Consider the following 15,825-nt stretch of genomic DNA (forward strand, 5'->3'; position numbering starts at 1 on the left):
CGAACGTTCACAACATCACAGTGACCGCCACAGAAGACGAAGGCTTTGGCGAGGTCAACAGCACCGACATTAGCGTAGAGCTGAGTGAACTGAATCTGGATGATAATCCACCAACCTTTAACGATACGGATCCAGAGTCCGGTAACTACGAATTCAGTTACAACGAAAACTCTACCGCAGATGATGTGATAGGCACCGTCTCTGCCACCGACCCAGACGGTGAGAACGTCACGTACAGCATTACCAGTAATGTCACCAATGATGCGGATGAGCCTCTGTTTGAAATCGATGCTAACTCAGGTGAAATCAGCTTAACTGCAGCGGGTGTCGCGGCGTTTACCAATGATTATGAATTGGCGGCGAACGTTCACAACATCACAGTGACCGCCACAGAAGACGAAGGCTTTGGCGAGGTCAACAGCACCGACATTAGCGTAGAGCTGAGTGAACTGAATCTGGATGATAATCCACCAACCTTTAACGATGCGGATCCAGAGTCCGGTAACTACGAATTCAGTTACAACGAAAACTCTACCGCAGATGATGTGATTGGCACCGTCTCTGCCACCGACCCAGACGGTGAGAACGTCACGTACAGCATTACCAGTAATGTCACCAATGATGCCGACGAGCCTCTGTTTGAAATCGATGCTAACTCAGGTGAAATCAGCTTAACTGCAGCGGGTGTCACGGCGTTTACCAATGATTATGAATTGGCAGCGAACGTTCACAACATCACGGTGACGGCAACGGAAGACGAAGGCTTCGGAGAGGTTAATAGCACCGACATTACCGTTGAGCTGAGTGAACTGAATTTGGATGACAATCCGCCAATCTTTAACGATGCGGATCCAGAGTCCGGTAACTACGAGTTCAGTTACAACGAAAACTCTACCGTAGACGATGTGATCGGCACTGTGTCTGCCACCGACCCAGACGGTGAAAACGTCACTTACAGCATCACCAGTAACATTACGAATGATGCCGATGAGCCTCTGTTTGAAATCGACGCTAACTCTGGTGAAATAAGCCTAACCGCTGCAGGTGTCGCGGCGTTTACCAACGACTATGAATTGGCGGCGAATGTTCACAACATCACAGTGACCGCCACAGAAGACGAAGGTTTTGGTGAGGTTAATAGCACCGATATTAATGTTGAGCTGAGTGAGCTGAATCTTGATGATAATCCACCAACCTTTAACGATGCCGATCCAGAGTCCGGTAGCTACGAGTTCAGTTACAACGAAAACTCAACGGCAGATGATGTGATAGGTACGGTGTCTGCCACCGACCCAGACGGTGAAAACGTCACTTACAGCATCACCAGTAATGTCACCAATGATGCCGACGAGCCTCTGTTTGAAATCGATGCCAATTCCGGTGAAATCAGCTTAACTGCTGCCGGTGTCGCAGCGTTCACTAACGATTTTGAACTGGCAGCGAACGTTCACAACATCACAGTGACCGCCACGGAAGACGAAGGCTTTGGTGAGGTTAATAGCACCGATATTAATGTTGAGCTCAGTGAACTCAATCTTGACGACAATCCGCCAACCTTTAATGATGCGGATCCAGAATCGGGTAACTACGAGTTCAGTTACAACGAAAACTCCACCGCAGACGATGTGATAGGTACTGTCTCTGCCACTGACCCAGACGGCGAAAACGTCACGTACAGCATTACCAGTAACGTCACCAATGATGCGGATGAGCCTCTGTTTGAAATTGATGCCAATTCTGGTGAAATCAGCTTAACTGCAGCGGGTGTCGCGGCGTTCACTAACGATTATGAATTGGCAGCGAACGTTCACAACATCACAGTGACCGCCACAGAAGATGAAGGCTTTGGTGAGGTGAACAGCACTGACATTAGCGTTGAGCTGAGCGAGCTAAACCTTGATGATAACCCGCCAACCTTTAACGATGCAGACCCTGAATCCGGTAACTACGAGTTCAGTTACAACGAAAACTCTACCGCAGACGATGTGATAGGCACGGTGTCTGCCACCGACCCAGACGGTGAGAACGTCACGTACAGCATCACTAGTAACGTCACCAATGATGCGGATGAACCTCTGTTTGAAATCGATGCCAATTCCGGTGAAATCAGCTTAACCGCAGCGGGTGTCGCGGCGTTCACTAACGATTATGAATTGGCGGCGAACGTTCACAACATCACAGTGACCGCCACAGAAGACGAAGGCTTTGGTGAGGTCAACAGCACCGACATTAGCGTAGAGCTGAGTGAACTGAATCTGGATGATAATCCACCAACCTTTAACGATGCGGATCCAGAATCCGGTAACTACGAGTTCAGTTACAACGAAAACTCTACCGCAGACGATGTGATAGGCACGGTGTCTGCCACCGACCCAGACGGTGAGAACGTCACGTACAGCATCACCAGTAACGTCACCAATGATGCCGACGAGCCTCTGTTTGAAATCGATGCCAATTCCGGTGAAATCAGCTTAACCGCTGCCGGTGTCGCAGCGTTCACCAACGATTATGAATTGGCGGCGAACGTTCACAACATCACAGTGACCGCCACGGAAGACGAAGGCTTTGGTGAGGTCAACAGCACCGACATTAGCGTAGAGCTCAGTGAGCTAAATCTTGATGATAATGCGCCTGTGTTCTATGAAGATGATCAACCGGTTCAGAGCTACGCATTTGAATACAACGAAAACTCGGAAATTGGTGACGTACTTGGCACGGTATTAGCGATTGACGCGGATGGCGAAGATGTCACCTATACCATAATGAGTAACGTAGTTAATGAAGCGAATGAGCCTTTATTTGAAGTTGATTTTGTGAGTGGTGAAATAGGTTTAACAGATGCCGGAGTGGTTGCGTTTACTAATGATTTCGAAGTTGCAGACAACATTCATAATATTTCGATAAGAGCCACTGAAGTGGACGGTTTTGGTGAAGTTAAATTCACCGACATTAGTGTTGAACTGAGCGAACTTAATCTCGACGATAATGCTCCGGTTTTCGAAGATACCAATGAACAAGGGGACTATTATTTCAGTTACGATGAAAATAATACGGATGACTATGTTATCGGTAGTGTCAGTGCGGTAGATGCCGATGGTGAGAATGTTACTTATAGTATTACTAGCAATATTACCAATGAATCGGATGAAGCACTGTTTGAGATTGATGCCAATAGTGGAGATATCAGTCTTACCGTTGCTGGCGTAATTGCATTTACCAATGATCATGAACTGGCATCTAACCTCCACAATATAGTGGTTACCGCGACAGAAGATGATGGATTAGGACCAGTTAAAACCACCGATGTGGGTGTTACTCTTGAAGAGATCAATTTGGATGACAATGCTCCCGTCTTTGATCCTAATGATGGTGATCAGTATTCATTCTCATATCTTGAAAACAACGATGACGAATATGTTATCGGCTCTGTGTCAGCCTCTGATGCAGATGGTGAAGCAATAACATACAGTATTAGCTCCAATGTAACCAACGATAGCAATGAACCACTGTTTGCGATTGATTCTTCAAATGGCTCTATCACTCTAACAGCTGCAGGTGTGCTTGCTTTCACCAATAACTATGAAGCGCTGAATAACGTACATACTTTAGTCGTTACAGCTACAGAAGTAGACGGTTTTGGGATCCAAAAATCGACTAATATTGACGTTGTACTGAGTGAAATGAATGTCAATGAAATCCCAGTAGCAGAAGATTTTAGTGTCGATGCTGGAGACACGATTATCGTACCTATAGTCTTTGATTCTGATGTTGAAGCGTTTGATCATATTTCTGATGAAGACGATGACTTTAATGATGTTCAGTTAAACGTCATGATCACCGCGCTACCACAATACGGGACATTACTTTACACCGATGACTTTGGTGATACCCGAATGCTTACTGAAGCTGATTTACATACCATCGGATCTGAGATTGATCCTGAGAAACTTCTGAATCCGGATAACATCAGCTACGTCCCTGGGGTAGGAGATAGCTTCGAAATGGGGCATAGCGGAAACACTGAAGATATTGTTATTGGTGAAGATGGGTTTTACAACTGGGGTGAATATGTCTCAGATACTGAAAGAGAGATCACACTAGATAACGGAAATACTATCGGGATAAGTCTTAGCGATAACAATGATAAACCACTGAAACAATATGATGGTGGACAGCCACATGTTGGTTGGGGGATTGGGGATACCGATGGCAATGGTTTAAATAAACAAGAAACCTTGCATATCGATTTAAGTAATAACCCACTGGGTGTCGTGAGCTTTGGCTTAGATGGTATGGGGGCAGAGTTTAATACTAACAGCAATGTTTATGTCGAAGTCACTTACACCTTTGCGAATGGCGACACTCATGTAGAGCAATACCAGAAAGATGAAGGTCATGTGGGCAATGGTCAAATATTGTACGAGTTTAGTTACTCATCACCAGATAACCCTATTACACATATGGAACTTAGCTCGACAGGAGGAAACTGGGAATTTAGATACCTCTCAGGTACACAAGATATCACTGAAGATGTGACATTTGATTATGTTGCAGTTGATTCCGATTTGGCCGTGAGTAATGAAGCTACGGTTACCATTGATGTTTCTGATTCACCTGAATACACGGTTCTATCCGCTGAGCATGGAGATGACCTGACAGCAGACTTAGGCAATCAAATGATGCTTGGGGATGACAATGGTAATATCTTCACTTGGTTAGATTCGACGCTCGATAATGGCACAGATGTTATTGATAACTTTACTCTAGGCAGCGACCTTATCGATTTCAGAGAAATCCTGGAAGATGATGATAACGTTGAAGTTGCAGATCTCATTGATCAAATTGAGGTAAGTATCATTGACGATGATGTGGTCTTCACTGTGACGGATGAAGGGCGAGAACAAACCATAGTGCTCGAAGGCACTTATGACTCTTTTGTTGAGGCTGGGTTCATTGAAAACAACGCCATTACAAATGAGTTAGAGATGCTAAATCAAGTGCTGAAAACAGACACTGTTTAAGTCACTATGTAAATGTATGGGTTGCTAAATTGAGCGCTCAAAAGAGGGGTGGTATTAATGCTATCCCTCTTTTTGATAAATGGGTAAATAATTTTGTCCGAACATATGGAAAATTATTGCCAGACTATTTCATTTTATGATAATTTTCGCCGCAATCTCGGAGTGAATTGTCAAAAGACAACCTGGGGGATACGCGTTTAGAACATTCGGGCTGAGTGATCTTTACGTAGGGTAGGTATCGATAATGCCTTTATCGATAGACGGGATACTAATGTCGCATTGCGGCATGTGAATGGGAAACCCAACATTGAACTCACATAACAAACACACATTAATCAGCTTAGTTCTTCCACAATGCCCTGTTTTACAAGACAGTTGCATTACTGAACCTTGATCTAATTTCAACATGTAGTCCATCTATTTGATGGAGCGATTTGCTGTACGCGCTATTTAGAGATTACGCGGAATGGCTTGCTGTATCTTCAATTTGAGCACTTTCAAATTGAAGGCATTATTACATTTCAAGGGATTAAATCATGAGCACTGCCTTTGAAGTCGATAACTCGATTATCGCACCCCAATTTTCAACTCAAATTCCAGTATTGGAAGGCTTATACGATCTTACTCCTGATCAAGTTCTTCTCGAGCAAGAACAGCATGAATCAGAAGTTCGTTCATACCCGCGTCGACTGCCTATTGCGATAAAGCAAGCATACGGAGCCTTGGTTGAAGACACTCGCGGTCAATTATTTTTGGATTGTCTTGCTGGCGCTGGAACCTTAGCTTTGGGTTATAACCACCCGGAGATCAATCAAGCACTGAAAGATCAATTAGATTCTGGATTGCCATATCAGACACTTGATATTGCGACGCAAGCAAAGACCCATTTTATTAAAACCGTAAAGAACTTTTTGCCGCAAGAACTTGCTAGCAACTGCGTGATTCAGTTCTGCGGTCCGTCTGGAGCAGACGCGGTTGAAGCAGCTATCAAGCTTGCCAAACAGACTACTGGTCGCAATACCATGTTTGCGTTTCGTGGTGCGTACCATGGCATGACGAACGGAACAATGGGCATGATGGGCAACCTAGGAACAAAAGCGCGACGCACAGGTTTGATGTCTGATGTGCACTTTATGCCTTTCCCATACAATTTACGTTGCCCATTTGGCTTAGGTGGAGATGAAGGCGCAAAAGCCAGTATCCGCTATATCGAACGATTGTTACACGACGATGAAGCCGGGATTATGAAGCCAGCTGCGATTGTCGTCGAGCCAGTTCAGGGTGAGGGTGGTGTTGTTCCAGCTCCTGCATTTTGGTTGCGTGAATTACGAAGAATTTGCGATGAGCATGGCATCCTTCTGATATTTGATGAAATTCAATGTGGCGTGGGTAAGTCGGGCTACAATTTTGCGTTTGAAGAATCAGGTATCGTTCCAGATATTTTATGTCTATCTAAAGCAATCGGTGGTGGTATGCCAATGTCGCTGCTTGTTATCAATAAGCAGCACGATACTTGGAATCCAGGTGAGCACACCGGCACATTTCGCGGTAATCAACTTGCAATGGTATCAGGCGCCAAGGCGCTAGAGATCATTCAGCGAGACAATCTAGTTGAGCACGCAAATATCGCAGGTCAATACCTTCGCCATGGTTTGGAAGCGATTCAAAAGCGTGTTGATTGTATCGCAGAAGTACGCGGCAAAGGCTTAATGCTAGGTGTTGAGATTCGAAAACCAGGCTCAGAAGTAAACAGATTTGGTGAGCCTGTTTCAGATGGTGAATTAACGCTTAAGATCCAACGCGCGGCACTAGAGCGTGGCTTAATGGTTGAGAAGGGAGGCCGAGATGGCTCGGTTATTCGTTTCTTACCCCCGTTAATTATCTCGTTTGAACAAATTGATTTTGCGCTCCGTGTTCTTGAAGAGGCGATTCTTGCCGCAGGCGGTCATTTCAAAGAGAGTGACACTGAAAACCTGAAATGGAAACAGCATTTCATTCAGGCGGGTGAAGCGGGTAGTGATGAATTCGCAAAAGTGATGAACCACAGCACTGCGGTGATGAAAACTATCTTTGAGCAAGTGAATGCGCCTTATTCGGGGTTAAGTCCGAAGCAGCTAGAACAAGCGATCAATAATGTTGATTTAGACAACAAAAACGCCTCTTTAGTCGATGTTATTGGAGAAACCGCTGAGCTGGTAGCGAAAAACTCAATCTTTGTTCAGCATCCTAATTGCATTGCTCACCTTCATACTCCTCCGATGATGCCTTCCGTTGTCGCAGAAGCGATGATTGCAGCGTTAAACCAATCGATGGATTCTTGGGATCAAGCATCTGCAGCGACTTACGTCGAGCAAAAAGTCGTTGATTGGATGTGTGATAAGTACGACCTTGGCGAGCAAGCCGATGGAATCTTCACTAGTGGTGGTACGCAAAGTAACTTAATGGGCTTGTTACTGGCACGCGATTGGATTGCTGACAAGAGAGATAACCACTCAATTCAGAAGCTCGGCTTACCCTCTTATGCTAATAAATTACGTATCCTATGCTCTAAAAAGTCTCACTTCACTGTGCAAAAATCTGCGTCTTTGTTAGGCTTGGGCGAAGGCGCGGTACGATGTGTTGATGCAAATCCAAATGGTACGCTAAAAGTAGAGGCTTTAGCTCAAGAACTTGAAATAATGAAGTCAGAGCAGCTAATTCCATTTGCAGTAGTGGGTACAGCAGGAACAACAGATCATGGCGCGATTGATGATTTAGACGCTATCGCGGATCTCGCTTCACAGCATGGGCTCTGGTTCCACGTCGATAGTGCTTATGGTGGTGCGCTGATTTTGAGTAGCCACAAAGCGCGATTGAAGGGTATCGAGCGCGCTGATTCGATTAGCGTTGATTTCCACAAGTTGTTTTATCAAACAATCAGCTGCGGTGCGGTTTTACTAAAAGATAAGAGCAACTTTAAGTACCTTTTGCATCACGCAGACTACTTAAATCGTGAACATGACGAACTACCTAATCTGGTAGATAAATCGATCGCTACGACGAAACGATTTGATGCGTTAAAAGTCTTTATGACGATGAAAAACGTCGGGCCTACTACGCTCGGTGAAATGTATGATCACCTACTTGAACAGACTCAGCAGGTCGCCAATCTAGTAAAAAGCCATCAAGGTTTCGAATTATTAGCCGAGCCATCACTATCAACAGTGTTGTTCCGCGCAGTGAGTAACAAAGATCCATTAGGAAGTAGCGTCACGGATTTAGACGAACTGAATAAGACTCTAAGGCTAGAAGCGTTAACACGTGGCATAGCAGTACTTGGAGAAACCGTCGTGAATGGTCAGTCAGCACTGAAATTCACAATTCTAAACCCGTGTTTGAAGATTTCGGACTTCGAATCATTGTTAGGTGAAATAAACAAACTAGCGTCTGAGCTAGAAGGATAAGGTAACAAAAACTATGGCAATTCTACAAATTGGTGCAGGTGGTGTTGGTTGGGTTGTTGCGCATAAAGCAGCACAAAATAACGATACCCTGGGTGATATCACGATTGCTTCACGTACAGTACGCAAATGTGAAAAAATCATTGAATCTATTCAGAAGAAAAACAACCTGAAAGATCCATCAAAGAAATTAGAATCTCGTGCAGTAAACGCTGACGATGTGGATGCTTTGGTTGCTCTTATCAAAGAAGTTCAGCCTGACTTAGTGATTAACGCGGGTCCTCCTTGGGTAAACATGGCTATCATGGAAGCGTGTTACCAAGCGAAAGTCTCTTACCTAGATACTTCTGTTGCGGTTGATCTATGTTCTGAAGGACAGCAAGTTCCTCAAGCTTATGATTGGCAGTGGGGTTACCGTGAGAAGTTCGCAGAAGCGGGTATTACAGGTATTTTGGGTGCTGGTTTCGATCCAGGTGTAGTATCAGTTTTTGCAGCCTACGCGGTTAAGCACTTGTTTGATGAAATCGACACCATTGATGTAATGGATGTTAACGCAGGTGACCACGGTAAGAAATTTGCTACCAACTTTGACCCAGAAACGAACATGCTTGAGATCCAAGGTGATTCGTTTTACTGGGAAAATGAAGAGTGGAAGCAAGTACCTTGTCACTCTCGTATGCTAGAGTTTGAATTCCCAAACTGTGGCTCTCACAAGGTTTACTCAATGGCGCACGACGAAGTACGCTCAATGAAAGAGTTTATCCCTGCTAAGCGTATTGAATTCTGGATGGGTTTTGGTGATAAGTACCTAAACTACTTCAACTGTATGCGTGATATCGGTCTATTAAGCCCAGATCCACTAACGCTTCATGATGGTACAGTGGTTCAGCCTCTACACGTATTGAAAGCACTGCTACCAGATCCAACCTCACTAGCTCCGGGTTATACGGGTTTAACGTGTATCGGTACTTGGGTTCAAGGTAAGAAAGACGGCAAAGAGCGTAGTATCTTCATCTACAACAACGCTGACCATGAAGTGGCATACGAAGATGTAGAGCATCAAGCGATCTCATACACGACGGGTGTGCCTGCGATTACGGCTGCTCTTCAGTTCTTCCGCGGTGAGTGGGCTGATAAAGGTGTGTTCAACATGGAGCAGCTAAACCCAGATCCGTTCCTAGAAACAATGCCTGGCATTGGTCTAGATTGGCATGTTCAGGAGCTTGAAGCTGGGCAAGGTCTTCCAGTGATCCATGAATTGAAAAAGTAAGAACTGAACTTTTGGTTTGATTACTTATTAAAGGGGGACATGGAGTGTTCCCTTTTTGGTGATTGGCGTCGTACGATGTTGGTATTATTTATTTTGATTTTGTAACTCACTTCGTTCGGACAGGACAAAGTCAAAACAAATCACACCAATCATATAATTTTCCTTTTCCATCTTTTAGATGCTGCTTGAGCGCGTATAGAAAATGACATTTCAGAAAGAAGAACTTAAAACCCCATACTTTATGATCAACGAAGACAAGTTGATCGAAAACCTAGAGAAAGCAAAACAGCTAAAAGAGATCTCTGGCGTTAAGCTAGTGCTGGCTCTTAAATGTTTCTCGACTTGGGGCGTATTTGAGATCATCAAACCTTACTTAGATGGCACGACAAGTTCTGGTCCGTTTGAAGTAAAACTTGGCTACGAAACATTCGGAGGTGAAACACACGCATACAGTGTGGGTTACAGCGAAGATGATGTCCGCGAAGTGGCAGATATCTGTGATAAGATGATCTTCAACTCACAGTCACAGCTAGCTGCTTACCGACACATCATTGAAGGCAAAGCGTCTATTGGCTTGCGTTTAAACCCAGGTGTGAGTTATGCGGGTCAAGACTTAGCAAACCCGGCGCGCCAGTTCTCTCGCTTAGGTGTTCAAGCTGATCACATTAAGCCAGAAGTCTTTGAAGATATTGATGGTGTGATGTTTCACATGAACTGTGAGAACAAAAATGTCGATGCGTTTATCGGTTTGTTAAACGCTATCTCAGAGCAGTTTGGTGAATATCTCGATAAACTGGATTGGGTGAGCATGGGCGGTGGCGTGTTCTTTACATGGCCAGGCTACGACATTGAAAAGCTTGGCTTAGCACTGAAAGCGTTTTCAGAGAAGCACGGTGTCCAGATGTATTTAGAACCGGGTGAAGCAATCATCACTAAGACCACCGATCTCGTAGTTACGGTGGTTGATATTGTCGAGAACGTAAAGAAAACAGCGATCGTCGACTCTGCAACAGAGGCACACCGTTTAGATACGCTTATCTATGATGAGCCCGCATCAATTCTTGAAGCATCAGAAGAGGGGGATCATGAGTACGTGATTGGCTCATGTTCATGCTTAGCTGGTGATCAGTTCTGTGAAGCAAGCTTTGATAAGCCACTAGAAATTGGCCAACGCCTGCACATTTTAGATAGTGCTGGCTACACCATGGTGAAGCTGAACTGGTTTAATGGCTTGAGAATGCCATCAGTGTATTGTGAACGCTCGAATGGTGATGTTCAAAAGCTTAATGAGTTTGATTACTCGGATTTCAAACGTTCACTCTCTCAGTGGGCTGTAAAGTAGTCGTTAGTTTCTAATCTAAACAAAAAGAGCAGCTTTTTAGCTGCTCTTTTTATTGCTGACTATTGGTAGTCTTTTACTAAACGAATAAGGATCCTATCCGTACCATTGTTGATAAACTCTTCACCGTTTTCAAAGTTAATAACGAGCCCGTTCAGGTTTGTGTTTATCTGAACAGAGCCCGCATTTGTAATACGCGGGGCATCAGGTGTGTTAGTCCAGTAAGGCTCGCTTTCTGTTGCCGGGAAAAAGTTATGATCAATGGCTGGTTCGATACACTGGTAATTGACAATTGAGCCAAGTTCTTTGATGTTTGGCAAGCGAAAACCAGTGACCACTCCAATAGTAGTATTAGCGGAAACCTCAGTTGCTTGAAGCGCTTCTTGCCAAGTGGCAAAGTGAGTTGCCCCGTCATTTGAACAGCTATTACTAGACTCATCGTAGATCTGACCAAGCGTACATTTAGCCCAAAGCAAATTGGTTTTAACATCTAAAACAGTGCCGTTTTCAAGATCGACTAATTGTCCTTCATACTGAGCATCTGGTTGATTGATGTTGCAGTTTTGTGCGCTAGAGACAGAGCTAAACAACGCAGCGACGATTGCAATATAAATGGTTTTCATTAATGATTTCCTCCACTTACGGCAACAATTGGATAGTGTTTATTTTTCAGACATAACTTTGTTTGGCCAGTTTCAGTATTCACACACCAAGCAGAGCCTTGCTTATCTGGGCGTGTCGCATTAGTCAATATGCTCTGTCCTTCGATGAACGTAAGGAAATAGTTGTCAGCTAATTCGTCATTGTTAACGTTGTAGTTAACAAACGAACGAGCTTCTGATGGAGATGGTAGCCGCCAATCAGTAATACCGCACACGGCAAATTGATTCATTTGGCTTAGATATCCATTGGAATCACAACGTCTGTCTGATCCTGAATTTTCTGATACCGCACATGTGACATCTACAGGTACTTCTTGGCGCATGTCTTCTTCTTTTGCGCCCTGATAGCCTCCGTTCATGTCATCTTCTGGTTCATGCCATGTATATGTATATGAGGTATGCTGCCAGTAATAAGACTCTTTTGAATACGGGTATGCGTAATTATCTGGATCGTCTCTTTGCTTATCGAGTTCTTCATCCAATTCAGTTTGATTTGGCAAGTTTACTGTTTCATCAGAAGGGCTAGTTTTTCTCTCAATGTACAACCCCGTAGCGTTATCGCGAATACAAGTGTAATCAGTGGCATCTACAGGCAGGCTGTTTCCATCACCATCGAATTTGCTATAACTGAAACCATATTGACCATCGTTGTGGTTGACTGGCGCGGCAATATCTAAGCCATAATTCGCATCTTGGTTAGGGTAATTTGGTGTTGAACCCGTTTCATCGAATGCAGTTCCATTAAACTTGGTGATATAGCCTGTGTCGTTAAAGCGCTTGTCACCAGGTATATAGATACTCAGCGCGCTGTTGTTAGGAGAAATGGAAGTGTCTGTTGGTTGAGTTAATGTATAAACAAGGGCTTCTGCACCTTCACTAAGACCATCACTCTGTGCCGTTACGTTGAAGCTTGTAGAGACTGTTCCAGAATTAATAGTAAGAAGGCTGTCACTGTTTAGATCGCTGACAAAATCCCCTGAACTTACGGTACCACTTTGCTCTAGTACAACGGACGCATCCATGTGTGAATAATGACTAAGCTCGACTATAAAGCTATCTTGATCACCTTCAAGCAGAGTGCGGTTAGCTTTTTCGAAGCTTACTGTCGGCTGTCCGTCAGTATCAGAAAGAGTAACGGTTGTTTGCCCATTTTCTATTAAATAATCGGTACTTGATGCAGCCGAAATAGAGTAGGTCAGTGAGACATCATTTTCGTAATAATTGTTATTGCTAATGATCAATGGGAGCTGTGCAGTTTTTTGCCCGGCAATAATAACAAATGCTTCAGCAACCTTTGCAGTGTAGTTTTGAAATTGACCTGAACTTCTTGCATTAATATCCGAAGTCGATAAATAAAGCGTAAGATTGCTTTGTAAGGCCTTAGACAGGGTGACTTCAATATATTGAGTCGAGCTACCATTATTTGGCTCGGAAAAAGTAATAGCGTTGGGAATATTTATTTTGCTAGCAACGGGGGTTGGAGTCGGATTAGGGTTTGGCCCTGGATTAGGGGTTGTACCACTGTCTCCACCGCTATCACCACCTAAACTGCCGCCGCTACCACCTTTACAGCCGGCAAGGAGAATCGCTAGCAATGCAATAGATAGAGTGCTCTTTTTATACATTGTCTCATTCATGAGAGTGAAATTTCCTGAAAGATTAATACATATATTTTCTACGGATTCTATCAGAGATACCTCTTATAAAATATCGAAAATCAATGAATTATTCGTATTAATCACACTTGGAAATATGCTCGTTGTATAACGAAAAGCTTTCATTATAATGCGGTCAATTCTTTATTATCTAGGAAACTAAAATGTATAAAGCACTCCTATTAGCATTGTCTGCTTCAGTTGCCTTTTCCGCGCAAGCTGAAGAGCAAAAAGAATATTTAACTCAAGACTTCTATGTCGGTGGTAACTTAAGCTCTTATAGCCTTGAAGGTAATAGCGGTGCTTCGTTTGGTGCGCATGTTGGTGCAAAAAATATTTATAACGAACGTTTTATCTTAGGTGGTGAATTTATTATTGCTGGTTACGGCAGCAGTGATTTTGAAAAAGACCAAGGCGCAACAGAACAGTACTCTATCGCAGGTAATATTCCACTAGGTGTTAGAATTGATGCTGGAAACGCTCTGAATGTCGACTTATACGGTTTGCTTGGCTACAAGGTATTATTCCTAGATGGCGCAAGTGATGATTACATTAAAGGTGTTTCTTTTGGTGCCGGAGCTGATCTTGACTTTAACCATTGGGCGCTAGGTTTGCAGTTTACGCGAACTGAATACGATTATGAGATTAGCGATAACAGCATTATGCTTAAAGGTAGCTATAAATTTAGCTTCTAGTATTGCTTGCTTCTAGCTCTTACTCCTTAAAGTAAGAGCTAGAAATTTGGTTTACGCCTCTACCATCACTCGCGTATCTTCACTGAGCGATTCTAGCTCGTTAGCTATATCATCAATACCGATGTCTTTCGGTAATCTAATTGCCATATTGGCCGTAAATAGGCTTGAACTCACACCGCCACCGCCTGCAATAAATACCCGCTGACAATCGATATCCAAAATATTGACTCCTTGGTTATCAAGTACGTGAGTAATTTCATTTACGATCCCTGCACGATCATTCGAATCAAGTCGTAGCTGATAAATGGTTTCGGCGCTGTGACTGCTCGCATCCGAATCGACAATTTGAACAATGAGATCCTGTTGCGCTTTAAACGCTTCTTGGACTGTGGCGAGATTTGCGGTTGGCACATCAATCTTAATGACTGCGGCAACTTGGTCTTCAATGAAGTTAACTTTGCTGATTAGCCATTTCCCACCATTTTCATGAGTGATCGCGGCTAACTGTTTAATGGTTGCCGGTGTTGCTTTACCGACGAAGTTAGCAATAAATGTGCTGTTCATGGTGAACCTCCTAGAGAAGCAGGGTGGTATGGTTTAACTTCAGTGTAGGTTGGGAGGCTAGTTTAGGTTTGACTCAGGTCAAATTTTAGAGCTAATTAATTGTTCAGATTACAGTTATTTTATATTGAGCACAAAAAAAGCGACGCTGAGCGTCGCTTTTTCTAAAGAGAGCTTTTTGGCTTAGAAGCTAATTTTCATTTCTACGCCATAGAAGGCTTTGTCGTAACTTGCGCCAGCGTCCATTGCGAATTGGGCTGCGTCTTGGTTACCGAACCAAGGAGTGCTGCTGTATTGGAATTCAGCGCTGCCACCCCAAGCATCGCTTGCCCAGCCATGAATGTGACCAACTGGGTTAAGGAAGAATAGAGTTACGCTACCCATCGTTTCAGAGCCCCACACTTCACCGCCAGTAGCAACAATATCTTGCTCAGCTTCAAACATTAATTCACCCACAACAGCACCGAAGAATGGAGTAATGAAAATATCCTGCCAAGAAGGTACTTCAGCAAAAGCTTCTACACCGTATTCCCAAAAGAACGTCGACATGGTTGCCGAGTAAAGAAAAGACTCAAACTCGTTAAAACCAGCGTGACGTGCCGCTGTATAGTAAACACCACCAAAGTAAGGGTGCATGATGTAGTTTAGAAAGTGCTCATCGCGATCCCAAACAGGGCCGGCCGTGACATTGTCTTTCCATTTACTACCAAGTCCGCTTAGGTTACGGTCCTCTGCGTCCCATTTGGTGATAGATTCAGGCAGAAGTGTCATTAAACCTACCGTAGCGACACTCAAACCCAATATTGTGTAAGTTTGACCCGCAAGGTAATCCCAATCTTTTTCACTTTGGATTGTAAGATATTTAGGTAGTGGCGGTTCTTCTAGTTTAAGTTCGTTTTCTGTAAGGCCTAAACTAAAAGGGGCAGATGAGTATGCTTGATCAGAATATGTATACAGTGTGTAATTTTCAGCTTGATCAACCGTGTAGGAAAACTCAATATGTTGATTAGAGTTGCTCATACCTGCATGAGCTAGGGTAGAGGTTGACAAGATTAAAGCGGTAATGCTTTTTTTGAACACGGAAAACTCCACTGCGATTTTTTAATGATCAGACTCACAATTATCCAATAAAGTCAGGTGAATGGAAACTATAATTTGTCCCGACGAAACATTTAGCGGGAT

General features: G+C 43.7%; 10 protein-coding genes. 5 read left to right on the forward strand and 5 right to left on the reverse strand.

Annotated elements, in window-relative coordinates:
* Positions 1–5,021 (forward strand): cadherin repeat domain-containing protein (locus GVO60_RS17420; RefSeq protein ID WP_159656314.1); only part of this gene is annotated, 5,021 nt, incomplete at its 5' end.
* Between the two features lie 222 nt (positions 5,022–5,243).
* On the opposite strand, the gene GVO60_RS17425 is transcribed toward GVO60_RS17420, so the two are convergent.
* A complete protein-coding gene (locus GVO60_RS17425; protein WP_159656316.1) occupies positions 5,244–5,429 on the reverse strand; it encodes a hypothetical protein in 186 nt (61 codons plus the stop codon).
* Between the two features lie 128 nt (positions 5,430–5,557).
* Between GVO60_RS17425 and GVO60_RS17430 the strand changes: the two genes are divergently transcribed.
* The 3 genes from GVO60_RS17430 to nspC all read left to right on the forward strand — a co-directional run bounded on the left by GVO60_RS17430 (position 5,558) and on the right by nspC (position 11,073).
* A complete protein-coding gene (locus GVO60_RS17430; RefSeq protein ID WP_159656318.1) occupies positions 5,558–8,464 on the forward strand; it encodes a pyridoxal phosphate-dependent class III aminotransferase in 2,907 nt (968 codons plus the stop codon).
* Positions 8,465–8,477: 13 nt separating this feature from the next.
* Positions 8,478–9,731: a carboxynorspermidine synthase gene (locus tag GVO60_RS17435; protein ID WP_159656320.1), complete on the forward strand. Its 1,254-nt coding sequence runs from the start codon at positions 8,478–8,480 to the stop codon at positions 9,729–9,731.
* A 202-nt stretch (positions 9,732–9,933) separates the two neighbouring features.
* Positions 9,934–11,073: a carboxynorspermidine decarboxylase gene (gene nspC / locus GVO60_RS17440; RefSeq protein ID WP_159656322.1), complete on the forward strand. Its 1,140-nt coding sequence runs from the start codon at positions 9,934–9,936 to the stop codon at positions 11,071–11,073.
* Positions 11,074–11,132: 59 nt separating this feature from the next.
* Here the strand turns inward: nspC and GVO60_RS17445 are convergent, their stop codons facing one another.
* A complete protein-coding gene (locus GVO60_RS17445; protein ID WP_159656324.1) occupies positions 11,133–11,693 on the reverse strand; it encodes an Lcl C-terminal domain-containing protein in 561 nt (186 codons plus the stop codon).
* Positions 11,693–13,357 carry an Lcl domain-containing protein gene (locus tag GVO60_RS17450; protein WP_225874945.1) on the reverse strand — a complete coding sequence of 555 codons (1,665 nt, stop codon included), beginning with the start codon at positions 13,355–13,357 and terminating at the stop codon, positions 11,693–11,695. The genes GVO60_RS17445 and GVO60_RS17450 overlap by 1 nt, the downstream gene beginning before the upstream one ends.
* 194 nt (positions 13,358–13,551) lie before the next feature.
* Here GVO60_RS17450 and GVO60_RS17455 point away from each other — a divergent pair, with 194 nt between their 5' ends.
* On the forward strand, positions 13,552–14,082 hold the full coding sequence (locus GVO60_RS17455; RefSeq protein WP_159656328.1) for an outer membrane beta-barrel protein: 531 nt from the start codon (positions 13,552–13,554) through the stop codon (positions 14,080–14,082).
* A gap of 51 nt (positions 14,083–14,133) precedes the next feature.
* Here GVO60_RS17455 and GVO60_RS17460 read toward each other — a convergent pair whose 3' ends face one another.
* Both GVO60_RS17460 and GVO60_RS17465 read right to left on the reverse strand, forming a co-directional pair.
* Entirely contained in the window at positions 14,134–14,646 is a 513-nt protein-coding gene (locus GVO60_RS17460; protein ID WP_159656330.1) for a glycine cleavage system transcriptional repressor, read from the reverse strand.
* A gap of 180 nt (positions 14,647–14,826) precedes the next feature.
* Positions 14,827–15,723 (reverse strand): DUF3943 domain-containing protein, encoded by an 897-nt coding sequence (locus GVO60_RS17465; protein ID WP_159656332.1) that lies wholly within the window; start codon positions 15,721–15,723, stop codon positions 14,827–14,829.
* Positions 15,724–15,825 lie beyond the last annotated feature (102 nt).

This window comes from Vibrio atypicus, assembly GCF_009811315.1.
GTDB lineage: Bacteria > Pseudomonadota > Gammaproteobacteria > Enterobacterales > Vibrionaceae > Vibrio > Vibrio atypicus.

Bases quoted from the DNA above. Each gene is read 5' to 3' on its own strand.
- GVO60_RS17430 (WP_159656318.1), top strand. From the start codon at position 5,558: ATGAGCACTGCCTTTGAAGTCGATAACTCGATTATCGCACCCCAATTT.
- nspC (WP_159656322.1), top strand. From the start codon at position 9,934: ATGACATTTCAGAAAGAAGAACTTAAAACCCCATACTTTATGATCAAC.
- GVO60_RS17425 (WP_159656316.1), bottom strand. From the start codon at position 5,429: ATGTTGAAATTAGATCAAGGTTCAGTAATGCAACTGTCTTGTAAAACA.
- GVO60_RS17450 (WP_225874945.1), bottom strand. From the start codon at position 13,357: ATGTATAAAAAGAGCACTCTATCTATTGCATTGCTAGCGATTCTCCTT.
- GVO60_RS17455 (WP_159656328.1), top strand. From the start codon at position 13,552: ATGTATAAAGCACTCCTATTAGCATTGTCTGCTTCAGTTGCCTTTTCC.
- GVO60_RS17435 (WP_159656320.1), top strand. From the start codon at position 8,478: ATGGCAATTCTACAAATTGGTGCAGGTGGTGTTGGTTGGGTTGTTGCG.
- GVO60_RS17460 (WP_159656330.1), bottom strand. From the start codon at position 14,646: ATGAACAGCACATTTATTGCTAACTTCGTCGGTAAAGCAACACCGGCA.
- GVO60_RS17445 (WP_159656324.1), bottom strand. From the start codon at position 11,693: ATGAAAACCATTTATATTGCAATCGTCGCTGCGTTGTTTAGCTCTGTC.